Raw genomic sequence first — 15,046 nt, 5'->3', positions numbered from 1 at the left:
TGGTACCGGATGGCTGCCCCGGCACCTCCTCTCTGCCGACGACACCCTCCCCTCGACCGCACTCCATCCGGCACACTCACCTCATGGAGACCGCCGAGTTCATACAGGCCCTGGACCGGGAGGGCAGGCTGCTGGCCGCCGCGGCCGAGGAGGCGGGTGCCGACGCGAAGGTGCCGACCTGTCCCGACTGGCAGGTGCGGGATCTGTTGCGGCACACGGGCATGGTGCACCGCTGGGCGGCCGCCTTCGTCGCCGAGGGGTACACCACGTACCAGCCCGACGGAGGGCTGCCAGAACTCGAGGGTGACGAATTGACGGCCTGGTTCCGGGAGGGTCACCGCTACCTCGTGGGCACCCTGTCCTCCGCCGCACCCGACGTGCGGTGCTGGCACTTCCTGCCCGCACCCTCGCCGCTCGCCTTCTGGGCCCGGCGGCAGGCGCACGAGACGACCGTGCACCGGGTCGACGCCGAGTCGGCGCGCGGCGGCACGCCCGTCGGCATCGGCCAGGACTTCGCGCTCGACGGCATCGACGAGCTGCTGCGCGGCTTCCACGCCCGCCGCGGGAGCAGGGTCCGCAGCGAGGAGCCGCGCGTCCTGCGACTGCGGGCGACGGACGCCGACGACGCCGTGTGGACCGTACGGCTGTCGGCCGAGCCGCCCGTGGCCGAGCGGGACGATGCCGGGGAAGCCGACTGCGAAGTGGCCGGACCGGCCGAGCGGTTGTATCTGTCGCTGTGGAACCGGCTGCCCTTCCCGGACGTGACCGGTGACGCCTCCATCGCGGCGCTGTGGCGTGAGAAGTCGGCCGTCACCTGGAGCTGAGCCGGACCCGTCGGCCGGCACCGAAGCCGCAGGGCAGCGGGCGTCAGCGCGCCAGCATCCTTCCGAGCACCGTACGTTGCACCGGCAGCACCTCTGTATACAGTGCACGTCCCTTCGCCGTGAGCGCCACGCGCACGCTGCGCCGGTCCTCCGCGCACATGGCGCGCTCGACCAGGCCGTCCTTCTCCAAGCGGGCGATGAGCCGTGACAGCGCACTCTGGCTCAGATGGACCCGTTCGGAGATCTCCTGGACGCGACAGGTGTCGGCGCCGTCCCCCGCCGCCTCGTAGAGGACGTCGAGCACCTCGAAGTCGCTGGCGCACAGGCCGTGCGAGTGGAGCGCGCGGTCGAGTTCGCACTGGGTGCGTGCGTGCAGCGCCAGGATGTCGCGCCACTGCTCCACGAGCGCCCGCTCGGCCCTGTCCACAGCCACCATGGCCGCACCGTAACAAAGAACGGTCTTTGTTGCATCCGAATTAAATGCGCTTGCATTGAATGCATGCGCATGTAGTCTCGGTCCATGACCTCTCCGCTCACCACCCCCGCGTCCGAGGGACGCTGGACCCCGCGGCTGTGGGGCACCCTGCTGGTGCTCTGCGCCGCGATGTTCCTGGACGCGCTGGACGTGTCGATGGTCGGCGTCGCCCTGCCGTCCATCGGTTCCGATCTCCATCTGACGACGTCGTCACTGCAATGGGTCGTCAGTGGCTACATCCTGGGCTACGGCGGCCTGCTCCTCCTCGGCGGACGCACCGCGGACCTGCTCGGCCGACGCCAGGTCTTCCTGGTGGCCCTGGGCATCTTCGCGCTCGCCTCACTGCTCGGCGGGCTCGTGGACTCCGGTCCGCTGCTGATCGCCAGCCGCTTCGTCAAGGGCCTGAGCGCTGCGTTCACCGCCCCCGCCGGCCTGTCCATCATCACCACGACCTTCGCCGAGGGCCCGCTGCGCAACCGAGCCCTGTCGATCTACACCACCTGCGCGGCCACTGGCTTCTCGATGGGCCTGGTGCTGTCCGGTCTGCTCACCGAGGCCAGCTGGCGCCTCACCATGCTGCTGCCCGCGCCCATCGCGCTGATCGCCCTGCTCGCGGGCCTGAAGCTGCTGCCGCGCAGCGAACGCGAGAAGGACCACAACGGCTACGACATCCCCGGCGCCGTCATCGGCACCGCCTCGATGCTGCTGCTCGTGTTCACCGTCGTCCAGGCGCCGAACGTCGGCTGGGCGTCCGCACGCACGCTGCTGTCGTTCCTCGCCGTCGCCGTCCTGCTCACCGTCTTCGTGTTCGTCGAGCGGCGCTCGCCCGGGCCGCTGATCCGGCTCGGTGTGCTGCGCTCCGGCAACCAGATCCGCGCCCAACTCGGAGCGATGGCGTTCTTCGGCTCGTACGTCGGCTTCCAGTTCCTGGTCACCCTGTACATGCAGTCGCTGCTCGGCTGGTCCGCGCTGCACACGGCGCTCGCCTTCCTGCCGGCGGGCGCGCTGGTGGCCGTCTCCTCGACGAAGGTGGGCGCCATCGTGGACCGCTTCGGCACCCAGCGGCTGATCGCGGCGGGCTTCGCCCTGATGGTCGTCGGGTACGCGCTCTTCCTTCAGGTCAGCCTCGACCCCGTGTACGCGGCGGCCATCCTGCCGAGCATGCTGCTGATCGGCGCGGCCTGCGCACTGGTCTTCCCCTCGCTCAACATCCAGGCCACGAACGGGGTCGAGGACCACGAACAGGGCATGGTCTCCGGGCTGCTCAACACCTCGGTCCAGGTGGGCGGCGCGATCTTCCTGGCCGTGGTGACGGCGGTGGTGACCGCGAACGCACCCGCCCACGCCTCGCCGCAGGCCGTCCTGGACAGCTACCGGCCCGGTCTGATCGTGGTCACCGGCATCGCGCTGGCGGGTCTGCTGATCACGCTCACCGGACTGCGCACGCACCAACCCCAGCGGTCGGTCGTGGTCGCGAGGTCCCTTCCGGAGGAGGCAGACGCGGAGCCCGTGGCGGTCCGCGACTAGGGGGACGCCTCCACAGGTGCGCCCGGCGGGGTTCCTTGCCCCGCCGGGCGCACGTCTGTTGGACTCGGTACGTGGAGAACCGCGGGGGACGTCGACGCAGCCGGGCCGAGCGCGACGCGATCACCGTCGAGATCGGATACGCCCTGTGCAGCGCGGCGTTCGCGGCGGCCCTGGTGTTCGGGGCCGTGGCGGGACCGGCGTTCGCCTTCCATCTGTCCGACGGCCCGCGGCGCGCGCTCGTCGCCTCGGGAGTCACGGTGGCCGTCGTGGTCTTCGCCGCACGCGTCGTCGGCGTACTGGTCCGCTTCGGGCACGGCGCCGGGACTCAGCCCAGCCAGCCCGGCCGTACCAGCCCCGACTCATAGGCGAGTACGACGAGTTGGGCCCGGTCGCGAGCCCCCAGCTTCACCATCGTGCGGCTTACATGGGTCTTCGCCGTGAGCGGGCTGACGACGAGCCGGCGGGCGATCTCGTCGTTGGACAGACCGATGCCGACCAGAGCCATCACCTCCCTTTCCCGCTCGGTGAGTTCGGCGAGTGAGGCGGCGGCCGCGGGCTCCTTGGAACGGGCCGCGAACTCGGCGATGAGCCGCCGGGTCACACTCGGGGAGAGCAGGGCGTCGCCCTGGACCACGGCCCGTACCGCGCGCAGGAGTTCCTGGGGTTCGGTGTCCTTGACCAGGAAGCCGGAGGCACCGGCGCGAATCGCCTCGAAGACGTACTCGTCGAGTTCGAAGGTGGTGAGCATGACCACCTTCACGTCCGCGAGTTCGGGGTCCTCCGTGATGCGGCGGGTCGCGGCCAGCCCGTCGACCAGCGGCATGCGGATGTCCATCAGCACGACGTCGGGCCGCTGTTCGCGCACCCCGTGCAGCGCCTGCTCGCCGTCGGCGGCCTCCCCGGCCACCTCGATGTCCGGCTGGGCATCCAGCAGCGCCCTGAACCCGGCCCGGACGAGCGACTGGTCGTCGGCGAGCAGTACTCGGATCACACGTCCTCCTTGTGCTCGATGAACTCCTGGGACGATGCCCTCAGCGGCAGTACGGCGAGCACCCGGAAACCGCCCTCGGCGCGCGGGCCGGCCTCGATCGTGCCGCCGAGGGCGGCGGCCCGCTCCCGCATCCCCGCGAGGCCGTTGCCGCTGCCGCCCGCATCGGCACCGCTCGCGGGCCCGTCGTCGTCGATGCGAAGGCGCAGTACGCCCTCGGCAGCGTCGACGTGTACGCGGGCGTGCCGCGACCCCGAGTGCCGTACGACATTGGTGAGGGCCTCCTGGACGATCCGGAACGCGGCGAGGTCGGTACCCGGAGCGAGCTTCGGCGCCTCGCCCTCGACCGTGACCGTGAGACCGGCGCTCGCCGCCTGTTCGGCGAGCTCCGGCAGCCGGTCGAGCCCGGGCGCCGGCGCGCGCGGCGCGTCGCCGGGCGTGCGCAATGTGTCGAGCACCTGGCGCACCTCCCCGAGCGCCTCCTTGCTGGCGGCCTTGATGGTGGTGAGCGCCGTGCGCGCCTGCTCCGGGTCGGAGTCGAGGAGCGCGAGGCCGACGCCCGCCTGAACGTTGATCACCGAAATGCTGTGGGCGAGGACGTCGTGGAGTTCGCGGGCGATGCGCAGTCGCTCCTCGTCGGCGCGCCGCCGGGCGGCCTGCGCCCGTTCGGCCCGCTCGCGCGCCCACTGCTCGCGCCGGACGCGCACCAGCTCTGCCATCGCCACGATCGCCACCACCCAGGCGGCGATGACCAGCTCCTGTCCCCAGGGAGGGGCCGAGTCGCCGGGCGGCGGCAGCCACCGGTACAGCCAGTGCGACACCAGGACGTGCCCGGCCCAGAACATCCCCACAGCCGTCCATGCGGACTTGCGCCGTCCGGCGACGAGGGCGCTGAAACAGCCGACGGCGACGGTGAGGAAGACCGGACCGTACGGGTATCCGGCGCCCAGGTAGACCATGGCGGCCGCGGCCGTCACGAACACGACGGGCACGGGGTGCCGCTGCCGCCACAGCAGCGCCCCCGATGCCACGAGCAGGAGCACATAGGCGAAGGCGTCGAGGTGCGCGCGGTCGCCCTTCTGGTTCAGGGCCGAGAAGTGCGTGCCGACGACCACGAAGGCGGTGAACAGCAGGGTGGAGCGCCAGGGCAGCCGGGAGCCGCGGGGCTCGTTGCTCCGCCACGGCGACCCGTGCCACCGCCAGGGAACGTCTGCGTGCTGCTCCTCCATGGGGTTCACGCTAGACGGCCCCGGCCGGGCACGACGTCGGCCGGGCGAGGTGATCACGCCTACTCCCCGGGGAGTACGCCCGCCGGCGTGCTCAGTGACCGGCCCCGAGTTCGTCGACCTCGGCGGCGAACAGCAGGTCGGGGTCGAAACCCATGCCCGTGAAGTGGCCGGAGAGTTCCAGTGACAGGACCCCGTGCAGACGGGTCCAGTACACCAGCGCGCGGTGCGGGACCGCAGGAGGGGCCGGGTGGTCCCCCGCCCACTGCCGGTACGGCAGCGCCGCGAGCCGGGACGACACGGGCTCCAAGCAGTGGCCCGTTCTGAAGATCCTGGGCCGGGTGTGGCTGTGGAACGCGCTGCCCAACGGCCGCCACGCGTACTTCTTCAACGTCTGGGCGGGCCGCGCCCTGAGCAAGGACCGTTTCCGGGCTCGTCTGCGCTCCGACCTCACCGCGGCGTTCGGCGCCCTCCAGCGCGGCGAGGTCACCGCCCGGATCGCCGCCCGGCTGCCGCTCACCGATGTCGCCGAGGCCATGCGACTGGCCGAGTCCGGCACGGTCGCCGGCAAGATCGTCCTGGTCCCGCAGGACTAGGGGAACACCAGCCCCACACCATGGGCGAGTTGGGCCGCCGCATGCCGGAAGAACGCCTCGCGGTCCTCCACCACCTTGTTGAACTGCCCGAACAGCTCGAACCCGACCAGTCCGTACAGCTGCGCCCAGGCGGCCACCAGGGCCGTGACCACCTCCGCCGGAAGGTCGGGCGCCAGCTCGGCGGCCATGCGCCGGGCCTCGGGTTCGAGTTCGGCGGGCACCGGGGTGCGGGCGACGCCGCGCTGCCGATACGCGTCACGCACGATCCCGATCAGCAGGACCCCCACCCGGGCGGCGGCCGGAACGGTCGTCTCGGGCGCGGAGTAACCGGGCACCGGCGAGCCGTAGATCAGCGCGTACTCGTGCGGATGCGCGAGCGCCCACCCGCGCACGGCCTCGCACACCACGACCCAGCGCTGCGCGGGGGCGATGCCGCCGGCCTTGGCGACGGATGCCTCGGCGGTCTCACCGAGGGAGTTGTAGGCGTCGATGATGAGCGCGGTGAGCAGTTCGTCGCGACTCGGGAAGTAGCGGTAGAGCGCCGAGGAGACCATGCCCAGCTCGCGGGCCACGGCACGCAGCGAGAGCCTGGCGGCACCTTCCGCGGCAAGCTGTCTGCGCGCCTCGTCCTTGATGGCGGCGGTGACTTCGATTCGGGCACGGGCGCGGGCTCCTTGTGCTGTGCTCATGCAGGCAGTGTCGCACGAGAGCGGAGCAGTGCACACAAAGGAGAGCAGCGCTCTTGCTTTGGAGCGCCGATCACGCGCATACTCATCCGGAGCGAGAGCACTGCTCACACTTTCCCCTCCAGGAGGATGGCCGCATGTCCACACACGTTCAGAAGCCCGGCTGGTTCACCGTCAACGTCTTCAACCGTGCCGTCGCCTGGATGGCCCGCCGCGGCATCAGCATCTGGGGCTCCCGCGTGCTGGCGGTCCGCGGCCGCAAGAGCGGCGAGTGGCGCACCACCCCCGTGAACCTGCTGACCGTGGACGGCCGGCAGTACCTGCTCGCCCCCCGCGGCCACGTCCAGTGGACCCACAACATGCGCGCGGCCGGCGGCGGCGAGCTCCGCCTCGGCAGGAACGTGGACGTGTTCACCGCGACCGAGGTCGCCGACGACGACAAGGTTCCGCTCCTGCGCGCCTACCTCAAGCGCTGGAAGGCCGAGGTCGGCGCCTTCTTCAACGGTGTCGGACCCGACTCCCCGGACGAGGACCTGCGCCGCATCGCCCCCGACCACCCCGTCTTCCGCATCACGGTCACGAGCTGACCCCGATCAGGGTCAGGAACCGACACTGTCGCCCGCGGACCCCCGGTCCAGCGCGGTCAGGGCGCGCTGGGCGATCGGGCGACTGCGGACGATCTCCCCCAGGGACGTGGACCCCTGTGTGATGTCCTTGAACGCCTTCCAGGCGGGACGGAAACCGGTCAGGGCCGCGTGGAAAAGACCGGGGCGGCGCTCGAACACCGTCAGCAGCCGCTTGCCGACGCTCATCTCGACACCCAGTCCAGCCTTGATCGCGAACGCGTAGTTCAGAGCCTGCCTGCGCGTGTCCACCGCGTCGTGTGCCTCAGCGATCCGCACCGCCCACTCCCCAGCAAGCCGCCCCGACCGCAGCGCGAACGAGATTCCCTCGCGGGTCCACGGCTCCAGCAGTCCCGCCGCGTCCCCGCACACCACCACCCGCCCGCGCGACAGGGGCGAGTCGTCGGCACGACAGCGGGTCAAATGCCCGGAGGAGATGCTCGGTTCGAAACCGGAGAGCCCGAGCCGGGCGATGAAGTCCTCCAAGTACCGCTTCGTCGCGGCGCCTTCACCGCGCGCGGAGATCACGCCGACCGTCAGCGTGTCGCCCTTCGGGAAGACCCAGCCGTAACTGCCGGGCATCGGCCCCCAGTCGATGAGCACCCGCCCCTTCCAGTCCTCGGCAACGGTCTCCGGCACCGGGATCTCCGCCTCAAGGCCCAGATCCACCTGGCCGAGCTTGACCCCGACGTGTGCTCCTATGCGGCTGGCACTGCCGTCCGCGCCCACGACGGCTCGCGCGAGCAGCGTCTCGCCGCCCTGCAGGACGACGGCCACCGTGCGCCGGTCCGGCACCGCCGAGCCGTGCTGCTCGACCCGCGAAACCGTCACGCCCGTACGCAGTTCCGCGCCCGCCTTCTGTGCGTGCTCGACGAGCTGCTGGTCGAACTCGGGGCGGTTGATCAGCCCGAACAGCATGTGCTTGGAGCGCCGCGTGCGGGTGAAACGGCCGTTGTTCGAGAAGGTGACGGCGTGCACCCGGTCACGCAGCGGCAGCTCGAAGCCCGGCGGCAGGGCGTCGCGCGAGGGCCCGATGATTCCACCGCCGCACGTCTTGTATCGGGGCAGCTCCGCCTTCTCCAGCAGCAGCACGCTGCGTCCAACGACCGCCGCCGCGTATGCTGCCGAGGCTCCCGCGGGTCCCGCGCCCACCACGACGACATCCCACACCCGCTGCACGCCGTCCGCCGAAGAGTTCTCGCTGCTCACGATGGTCTACTGCTCCCGATCAAGCCGCTTGCCGCACCTGTCTCCCGCATCCTACGGCGGCGTCGTCGCAGGCCGCTGTGGGAGGATCGGCAGCGTATGCGCACTGCACACCAGTACGCGCCTACGCAAATCCGTACAGGAAGTACTCATCGGTACAACGTCGCACCTACAAGGAGCGTGCCCATGTTGTCGAATCCGGTCGCCGAGGCCGTCGCCTCGCTGATGCCCAGGGCGAAGGAGGAGCTCACCGAACTGGTGGCCTTCAAGTCGGTGGCGGACTTCGACCAGTTCTCGAAGAGCGAGAGCGAGGGCGCCGCGCGGTGGGTCGCCGACGCGCTGCACGCCGAGGGCTTCCAGAACGTGGCGCTGCTCGACACCCCGGACGGCACGCAGTCGGTGTACGGCTTCCTGCCCGGACCCGAGGGTGCGAAGACGGTCCTGCTGTACGCGCACTACGACGTGCAGCCGCCGCTCGACGAGGCCGGCTGGACCACCCCGCCCTTCGAGCTGACGGAGCGCGACGGCCGCTGGTACGGCCGCGGCACCGCCGACTGCAAGGGCGGTGTCATCATGCATCTTCTGGCGCTGCGGGCGCTGAAGGCGAACGGTGGCGTGCCCGTGCACGTCAAGGTCATCGCCGAGGGCTCGGAGGAGCAGGGCACGGGCGGTCTCGAGCGGTACGCCGAGGAGCACCCGGACCTCCTCGCCGCCGACACGATCGTCATCGGCGACGCGGGCAACTTCCGCGTCGGCCTGCCCACGGTCACCTCGACGCTGCGCGGCATGACCCTGGTCCGCGTCCAGGTCGACACGCTCGAGGGGAACCTGCACTCGGGCCAGTTCGGCGGGGCCGCGCCCGACGCGCTGGCCGCGCTCATCCGCGTCCTGGACTCGCTGCGGGCGCAGGACGGTTCGACGACCGTCGAAGGGCTGACCTCCGAGAACCGGTGGGACGGCGTCGAGTACGCCGAGGAGCAGTTCCGCAAGGACGCCAAGGTGCTCGACGGCGTGCAGCTGATCGGCTCGGGATCGGTCTCCGACCGCATCTGGGCACGTCCGGCCGTGACCGTTCTCGGCATCGACTGCCCGCCGGTCGTGGGCGCGACCCCGTCGGTCCAGGCGAGCGCCCGCGCGCTGATCAGCCTGCGGGTGCCGCCGGGCGTGGACGCGGCCGAGGCGACGAAGCTGCTCCAGGCCCATATCGAGGAGCACACACCGTGGGGTGCACGGGTGCGGACGGAACAGATCGGACAGGGGCAGGCATTCCGGGCGGACACCTCCAGCCCGGCGTACGCGGCGATGGCCGAGGCGATGGCGGTCGCCTACCCGGGCCGGGAGATGCAGTACGCGGGCCAGGGCGGCTCCATCCCGCTGTGCAACACCCTCGCATCGCTCTATCCGCAGGCCGAGATCCTGCTCATCGGCCTGAGCGAGCCGGAGGCACAGATCCACGCGGTCGACGAGAGCGTGTCTCCTGAGGAGTTGGAGCACCTGTCGGTCGCTGAGGCGCTGTTCCTGCGCAACTACGCGACGAGCTGAGCGGCTCCACGCACAGCAAGGGCCCTCGCCTGCGGGCGGGGACCCTTCCAGTGGCTGTACCGTCCCTGCGCGGTGACAGGCGGCCGGCTCCCCTCCGCCCCGGTCGATCCGCTCCAGGAGCTGCCCGACGCAGGACGTACTCCCGCTCCCGTCAGCCGATGGGCGACCGTTCAGCCCACCGGGACGCCCGCCTCCAGATAGAGCGCCGCGCCGCGTTCGCGCGCCCGCAGCGCCCAGCGCAGCCTTTCGTAGCGCACAGGCGGTAGCAGATCGGCCGCTTCCGTCTCCGTGACGAACCGCCAGTCGCGCAACTCGGGTCCGGGCAGCAGGAGACGGCCGGCTTCGGTGCTGTCGAGGCGGCCGCCGTCGAAGAGGAGGCGCAGCCCGCCGTAGCCGGGCGGCGCGGGGGGCTCCCAGTCCACGACCAGTAGCCGGGGGACCTCGTCGAGTGTGATGCCGGTCTCTTCGGCGACCTCGCGTATACCGGCGCGGGCGGGGGCCTCGCCGGGCTCGACGACGCCGCCGGGGAACTCCCAGCCGGCCTTGTAGGTGGGATCCACGAGCAGTACGCGGTCCTGCTCGTCGAAGAGGAGCACCCCTGCGGCGAGGGTCTCGGCGGTCGGCTCGGGGGTCTGCACGATGTCGCACACGGGCGCGGCATCGTTACGGACCGCCTCGGCGATCCGCAGAGCGGCCTCGTACGAGGTGAGGGCACTGGTGTCGACGGGGTAAGCGTCGGCGGTGAGCCAGGCGGCCAGGGCGGCACGGTAGGGCTCGATGTGGTCGTACGACCACTGGCGGACCCGCATCTCGCCGTCGGGGAGGTCTAGTGGAACCTCACGACCGGCTATTCGCTCGCGCAGGATCGTTTCGGCCGGGGCGAGGAGGACATGGCGTACGGGGATGCGCCGGGCGGCGAGGCCTCCGAAGATCTCGTCGCGGTACTCCTGGCGCAGCAGGGTCATCGGGACCACGAGCACGCCGCCGAGCTCGGCGAGCATCGCGGCCGCCGTGTCGATCACGAGCCGCCGCCAGATCGGCAGGTCCTGGAAGTCGCCGACCTCGGCGAGGTGTTTCGGCGGCAGCAGGTGCGTGAGCGCTCCACCGATGACCTCGGGGTCGAGGAGCGTGCTGTTCGGGATCAGTTCGATCAGTTCCCGTGCGGTAGTGGTCTTCCCCGCACCGAACGCACCGTTGATCCAGACGATCACGGTTCCCCCTCTTCTGTTTGGCCCCCTGTGGCTTGCCCGCTCAACCCTGCCACGGAAACCCGGCGCTGATGAGGGCGCGTCCGGCCGCCGGTGTGCCACGGCGCCGGTCCCCCGGCCTCCGGGGGCGCCGACGCCGCGGTGCGGGCTCCCCGTCAGCCGTTCTGCCCCAGGGCGTCCTCGTCCACGGCGAGACCGTCGTGGCTGATGGTGTGGTCGACGGTGCCGATCGTGTCCTTGACGTTGAGATCGCCGAGTGCGTCGTGGCCGGCGGCGTGCGACGGGGTGACGGCGGCCACGACGAATCCGGTGGCAAGGGAGGCGATGGCGAGCATGCTGCGCTTGTTCATGCCCGGTTCAACTACGGAATGAATCAGGGGTCACGCACCGGCTGATGGGCAGGCTCACGCGCCGAGGCGGCCCGCCGTGTCCGGCGGCGGGCCGCCATGCCCCTAGCCCTTCGTCGACCCCAGCGTGAGCCCTGCGATGAAGTGCCGCTTGGTGAACAGGTTCTTGTAGTTGTCCGTCCCGACCCAGTGGATGTCGCCGATGCCGTCCCAGGCGGTGAAGGAGAGCCCGATGGAGGCGAGGGTCGGACCCCAGACGATGGCGATGTCCAGCAGGACGGGAATGCCGAGGAGCACGCCGAGGACGACGACGTCGCGGCGGGTGAACCGCCGCAGCCGTCGCCGTCCGGCGCGCCGTGGGATGTTGAGCGCCACGGAACGTGTCCCCAGTGATCAGCCGACGGGCTGCGAGAAGATCGTCTTCTTCTGCCGTTCGATCTTGTTGCACAGCCCGTCGACGTCGTTCGGGTTGCCGATGAAGTCCTGGATCGCCTGGATCATCGCGGTGGAGGCGAAGTCGGGCCGGGTGTCGCGGTGCATGAACTGCGAGATCTGCTTGGCGCTGGAGACCAGCTGGGCGGACTTCTTCTGCAGGGCGCTGTACTTGGAGGTGTCGGCTCCGGAGTTGACCGCCACGTTGTTGGGGTCGTACTGCAGATAGATGTCCTCGGCCTTGGGTGTGCCGAGCCATTTCAGCAGGTCCTTGGCGCCGGAGACGTTCTTCGACTTCCTGGCGATCAGGAATCCGTCGATGAGCGCCTCGACGGCGTCTGACCGTACTGCGCGTCGATCTCGGGGAAGGCGAAGAAGTCGATGTCGTCGCGTTCGTTCTCGGGGAAATGGGTGCCAGGGTGCGGCATGCCGAAGACACGCCTCGTCGCCCGCCATCAGGGACTTGTGGAAGTCGTACCCGTTGAGGCGCATGTTGATGTAGTCGAAGGTGCCCATGGCGGGCCAGCCCTCCTTGTCACAGAAGGCGACCGGAGTGCCGTCCTTGGACATCCGTTTGGCGAGAGCGACGAACTGGTCCCAGGTCCTGGGCTGCTGATAGTCCTTCTGCTGGAAGAGGCTCTTCCGGTGGAAGACGGCCCACGGATAGTAGTAGTACGGCACGAAGTACTGCTTGTCCGCGTGCGTCGACTGCGCCTTGAGGGCGTCGTACTTCCTTCTTGTTACCGCCCGGTCCGCTCCCGCAGGCGGTCAGCAGGCCGGGCAGCGTGACCGCGCCGGCCCCGACGGCCGCACCACGTAAGAGATGCCGTCGGGACATCCGATGTCCTGGCACGTTGCCGGAGGCACCAAGACCCTTCAACGATGACTGTGCCATGGCCCCTCCTCGGGGCGCCATCCCACACAACCGAACGCGAGGCTTGGATCTCACTCCCATGTGGGGCCGGAGTCAAGGGATCTGACGGGTTATCGAACCACCGTCACCCGTTCTCTTCCACCACAGTCCAACACGGCCTACCGTAAGCGCACATGATTGACGCGCGCATGCAGACATCCTATCTTTAGCGAGGGACGGAGGAACGTAACGATGCGTCACCTTCTCACCCGCACGACCCGCCGAAGAGTGGTCGGAGCGCTCACCGCGGGCCTTTTGTGTACGACCGGGCTCGCAGTGCCGGCCCTGGCCGCACCCGGCGCGGAACCGGTCTCGCCCACGCTCGCGGACGGCCTCGCCCTCACGCCGCCCATGGGCTTCAACAACTGGAACTCCACGCACTGCCGCGCCGAGTTCAACGAGTCCATGGTCAAGGGGATCGCGGACCTGTTCGTGGACAAGGGCCTCAAGGACGCCGGATACCAGTACGTCAACCTCGACGACTGCTGGGCGCTGCCCTCGCGGGACGCGGACGGCAAACTCGTACCGGACCCGGTGCGGTTCCCGAACGGAATCAGGGCCGTTTCGGACTACGTGCACTCCAAGGGACTCAAGCTCGGGATCTACACGAGCGCGGGCACGAAGACGTGCAACAGCGCCGGCTTCCCGGGCGCGCTCGGCCACGAGTACAGCGACGCACAGCAGTTCGCCGACTGGGGCGTGGACTACCTCAAGTACGACAACTGCAACAACCAGGGCGTGGACGCCAAGCTGCGTTACACGACCATGCGTGACGCGCTCAAAGCCACCGGCCGCCCCATCGTCTACAGCATCTGCGAGTGGGGCCAGAACAAGCCATGGGAATGGGCGTCGGACGTCGGGCATCTGTGGCGCACCACCGGCGACATCAGTGACAACTGGGGCTCTATGCTGTCGATCCTCAAGAAGAACCTGCCGCTGACGCCGTACGCGGGTCCCGGACACTGGAACGACCCGGACATGCTGGAGGTCGGCAACGGCGGCATGACCGACACCGAGTACCGCACCCACTTCTCCATGTGGTCGGTGATGGCCGCTCCTCTGCTCATCGGCTCCGATCTGCGCAAGGCCTCCCAGGCGACCTTCGACATCCTCGACAACAAGGAGGTCATCGCCGTCGACCAGGACCCGCTGGGCAAGCAGGGCACGGTGGTCTCCTCCGAGGGCGGGCGCTGGGTGATCGCCAAGGAGATGCAGGACGGCAGCCGGGCCGTGGCCCTCTTCAACGAGACGAGCAGCGCCCAGCGGATCGCCACGACCGCCGCAGCCGTCGGTCTGCCGCAGGCGAGCGCGTACACGCAGCGCGACCTGTGGCAGCACCGCAGCTACAACACCGCCGGCACCATCTCGGCGACGGTGCCCGCACACGGCACGGTCCTCGTGCGCGTCACGGCGGACCGGCACTGGGCGCAGTACCCGCCCGCCGTCGAACTCGGCCTGGACGGGACCCCGTTGGTCGAGGCGGGCAAGACGGCGGCGTTCCGGTCCACGGTCACCGACCTCGGCCGTACTCTCGCGAGGCAGGTGTGGGTGTCGCTGAGCGGGCCCGCGGGGTGGACGGTCCGGGCGACGTCCGGGACGACCGCGCGCACGCTGCCGACCGGCCGTTCACTGCGCACGTCGTGGCAGGTGACGCCGCCTCCGGGCACGGCGACGGGGTCGTACGACCTGACGCTGAGGACGGCCTACCAGTCGCCGACGGGCGTGCGGGCACAGAGCACGGCGCCGATCACGACGACCGTGGTGGTGCCGCCGCCCTCCGGGGTCTCGTACTTGAGCGATCTTCCGTGGCTGTCGACGGCCAACGGATACGGACCGGTCGAGCGTGACACCAGCAACGGGGAGAGCGCCGCGAAGGACGGCCATCCGATCACGATCGGCGGGGTCGTGTACGCCAAGGGCCTCGGTGCGCACGCCGAGAGCGACGTGGCCTACTACACGGGCGGGGCCTGCAAGACGGTCACGGCCGACGTCGGCGTGGACGACGAGAAGGGCAGCAAGGGCACGGTCGCCTTCGCGATCAAGGCCGACGACACCACGGTCGCCTCGACCGGGGTGCTGACCAACGCGATGGCCGCCCAGCCGCTCACCGCGGACGTGACGGGCGCTCAGGTGGTCCACCTCGTCGTCACCGACGGCGGCGACGGCATCGACTCGGACCACGCGGACTGGGCGGACGCGAAGCTCAGTTGCTGAGCACGGCGCTGCGGCGTCCCCGGCGCGGGCCGCGCCGGGGACGCCTCCTCGACCCGCACGGACGACGACAGCGAACCCGCGCGCCATTGCGTCACCAGCCCCCTGCCGACCCCGTCACGCACGCATAGCGGCTCACCCTGACGGGCCGGCACACCGCGCCCCGTCGGCTGCGCTCCGCTCCGTCGCCATGAGGAGGGGAGGGCGGCGGGCACGTGCCGAGCACTGCCCGCGATCGCTGC

The 15,046-nt window shown here is 70.3% G+C and carries 13 protein-coding genes and 4 pseudogenes; 7 read left to right on the top strand and 10 right to left on the bottom strand.

Translation table 11 applies throughout. The annotated features are described in order from the left end of the window. Positions 1–83 precede the first annotated feature (83 nt). Positions 84–824: a maleylpyruvate isomerase family mycothiol-dependent enzyme gene (locus ACZ3TS_RS23455; RefSeq protein WP_467620987.1), complete on the top strand. Its 741-nt coding sequence runs from the start codon at positions 84–86 to the stop codon at positions 822–824. A gap of 43 nt (positions 825–867) precedes the next feature. Here the strand turns inward: ACZ3TS_RS23455 and ACZ3TS_RS23450 are convergent, their stop codons facing one another. Continuing rightward, positions 868–1,260, bottom strand: a complete 393-nt coding sequence (locus ACZ3TS_RS23450; protein WP_467620984.1) for a MarR family winged helix-turn-helix transcriptional regulator — start codon at positions 1,258–1,260, stop codon at positions 868–870. A gap of 84 nt (positions 1,261–1,344) precedes the next feature. Here ACZ3TS_RS23450 and ACZ3TS_RS23445 point away from each other — a divergent pair, with 84 nt between their 5' ends. Together ACZ3TS_RS23445 and ACZ3TS_RS23440 are read left to right on the top strand one after the other, a co-directional pair. Then, positions 1,345–2,826, top strand: coding sequence for an MFS transporter (locus ACZ3TS_RS23445; RefSeq protein ID WP_467620981.1), 1,482 nt, complete (start codon positions 1,345–1,347; stop codon positions 2,824–2,826). A 71-nt stretch (positions 2,827–2,897) separates the two neighbouring features. Continuing rightward, on the top strand, positions 2,898–3,191 hold the full coding sequence (locus ACZ3TS_RS23440) for a DUF6332 family protein (protein WP_467620978.1): 294 nt from the start codon (positions 2,898–2,900) through the stop codon (positions 3,189–3,191). Here ACZ3TS_RS23440 and ACZ3TS_RS23435 read toward each other — a convergent pair. From ACZ3TS_RS23435 to ACZ3TS_RS23425, 3 genes and pseudogenes are all read right to left on the bottom strand, one after another. Continuing rightward, entirely contained in the window at positions 3,152–3,817 is a 666-nt protein-coding gene (locus tag ACZ3TS_RS23435; RefSeq protein ID WP_467620975.1) for a response regulator transcription factor, read from the bottom strand. The genes ACZ3TS_RS23440 and ACZ3TS_RS23435 overlap by 40 nt on opposite strands. Next, complete coding sequence (locus tag ACZ3TS_RS23430) at positions 3,814–5,043, bottom strand: sensor histidine kinase (RefSeq protein WP_467620973.1); 1,230 nt, start codon at positions 5,041–5,043, stop codon at positions 3,814–3,816. The genes ACZ3TS_RS23435 and ACZ3TS_RS23430 overlap by 4 nt, the downstream gene beginning before the upstream one ends. Positions 5,044–5,134: 91 nt before the next feature. Beyond that, positions 5,135–5,311, bottom strand: a pseudogene (locus ACZ3TS_RS23425) (TetR-like C-terminal domain-containing protein); the annotation flags it as partial. Between the two features lies 1 nt (position 5,312). On the opposite strand from ACZ3TS_RS23425, the pseudogene ACZ3TS_RS23420 reads away from it, so the two are divergent. Next, positions 5,313–5,636 (top strand): annotated as a pseudogene (locus ACZ3TS_RS23420) (zinc-binding dehydrogenase); the annotation flags it as partial. Here the strand turns inward: ACZ3TS_RS23420 and ACZ3TS_RS23415 are convergent. Next, on the bottom strand, positions 5,633–6,325 hold the full coding sequence (locus ACZ3TS_RS23415) for a TetR/AcrR family transcriptional regulator (protein ID WP_467620970.1): 693 nt from the start codon (positions 6,323–6,325) through the stop codon (positions 5,633–5,635). The pseudogene ACZ3TS_RS23420 and the gene ACZ3TS_RS23415 sit on opposite strands and share 4 nt — an antisense overlap. Before the next feature lie 134 nt (positions 6,326–6,459). Here ACZ3TS_RS23415 and ACZ3TS_RS23410 point away from each other — a divergent pair, with 134 nt between their 5' ends. Then, the gene (locus tag ACZ3TS_RS23410; protein ID WP_467620967.1) at positions 6,460–6,909 is read left to right on the top strand and encodes a nitroreductase family deazaflavin-dependent oxidoreductase; all 450 of its coding nucleotides are present in this window, start codon (positions 6,460–6,462) and stop codon (positions 6,907–6,909) included. Positions 6,910–6,921: 12 nt separating this feature from the next. Here ACZ3TS_RS23410 and ACZ3TS_RS23405 read toward each other — a convergent pair whose 3' ends face one another. Next, a complete protein-coding gene (locus ACZ3TS_RS23405) occupies positions 6,922–8,154 on the bottom strand; it encodes a geranylgeranyl reductase family protein (protein ID WP_467620965.1) in 1,233 nt (410 codons plus the stop codon). Positions 8,155–8,337: 183 nt separating this feature from the next. Here ACZ3TS_RS23405 and ACZ3TS_RS23400 point away from each other — a divergent pair, with 183 nt between their 5' ends. After that, positions 8,338–9,693: a M20/M25/M40 family metallo-hydrolase gene (locus tag ACZ3TS_RS23400; protein WP_467620962.1), complete on the top strand. Its 1,356-nt coding sequence runs from the start codon at positions 8,338–8,340 to the stop codon at positions 9,691–9,693. Positions 9,694–9,863: 170 nt separating this feature from the next. Here the strand turns inward: ACZ3TS_RS23400 and ACZ3TS_RS23395 are convergent, their stop codons facing one another. The 4 genes and pseudogenes from ACZ3TS_RS23395 to ACZ3TS_RS23380 form a co-directional block, all read right to left on the bottom strand. Next, positions 9,864–10,904 (bottom strand): NUDIX hydrolase, encoded by a 1,041-nt coding sequence (locus ACZ3TS_RS23395; protein ID WP_467620959.1) that lies wholly within the window; start codon positions 10,902–10,904, stop codon positions 9,864–9,866. A gap of 152 nt (positions 10,905–11,056) precedes the next feature. Continuing rightward, positions 11,057–11,251, bottom strand: coding sequence for a hypothetical protein (locus tag ACZ3TS_RS23390; RefSeq protein WP_467620956.1), 195 nt, complete (start codon positions 11,249–11,251; stop codon positions 11,057–11,059). 150 nt (positions 11,252–11,401) lie between these two features. Then, positions 11,402–11,623 (bottom strand): annotated as a pseudogene (locus ACZ3TS_RS23385) (sugar ABC transporter permease); the annotation flags it as partial. 18 nt (positions 11,624–11,641) lie between these two features. Then, positions 11,642–12,518, bottom strand: a pseudogene (locus ACZ3TS_RS23380) (extracellular solute-binding protein). 267 nt (positions 12,519–12,785) lie between these two features. On the opposite strand from ACZ3TS_RS23380, the gene ACZ3TS_RS23375 reads away from it, so the two are divergent. Beyond that, a complete protein-coding gene (locus ACZ3TS_RS23375; protein WP_467620953.1) occupies positions 12,786–14,807 on the top strand; it encodes an NPCBM/NEW2 domain-containing protein in 2,022 nt (673 codons plus the stop codon). Positions 14,808–15,046 lie beyond the last annotated feature (239 nt).

The organism is Streptomyces sp. NPDC022910 (genome assembly GCF_055561075.1).
This window is presented reverse-complemented; position numbering and strand designations above follow the sequence as displayed.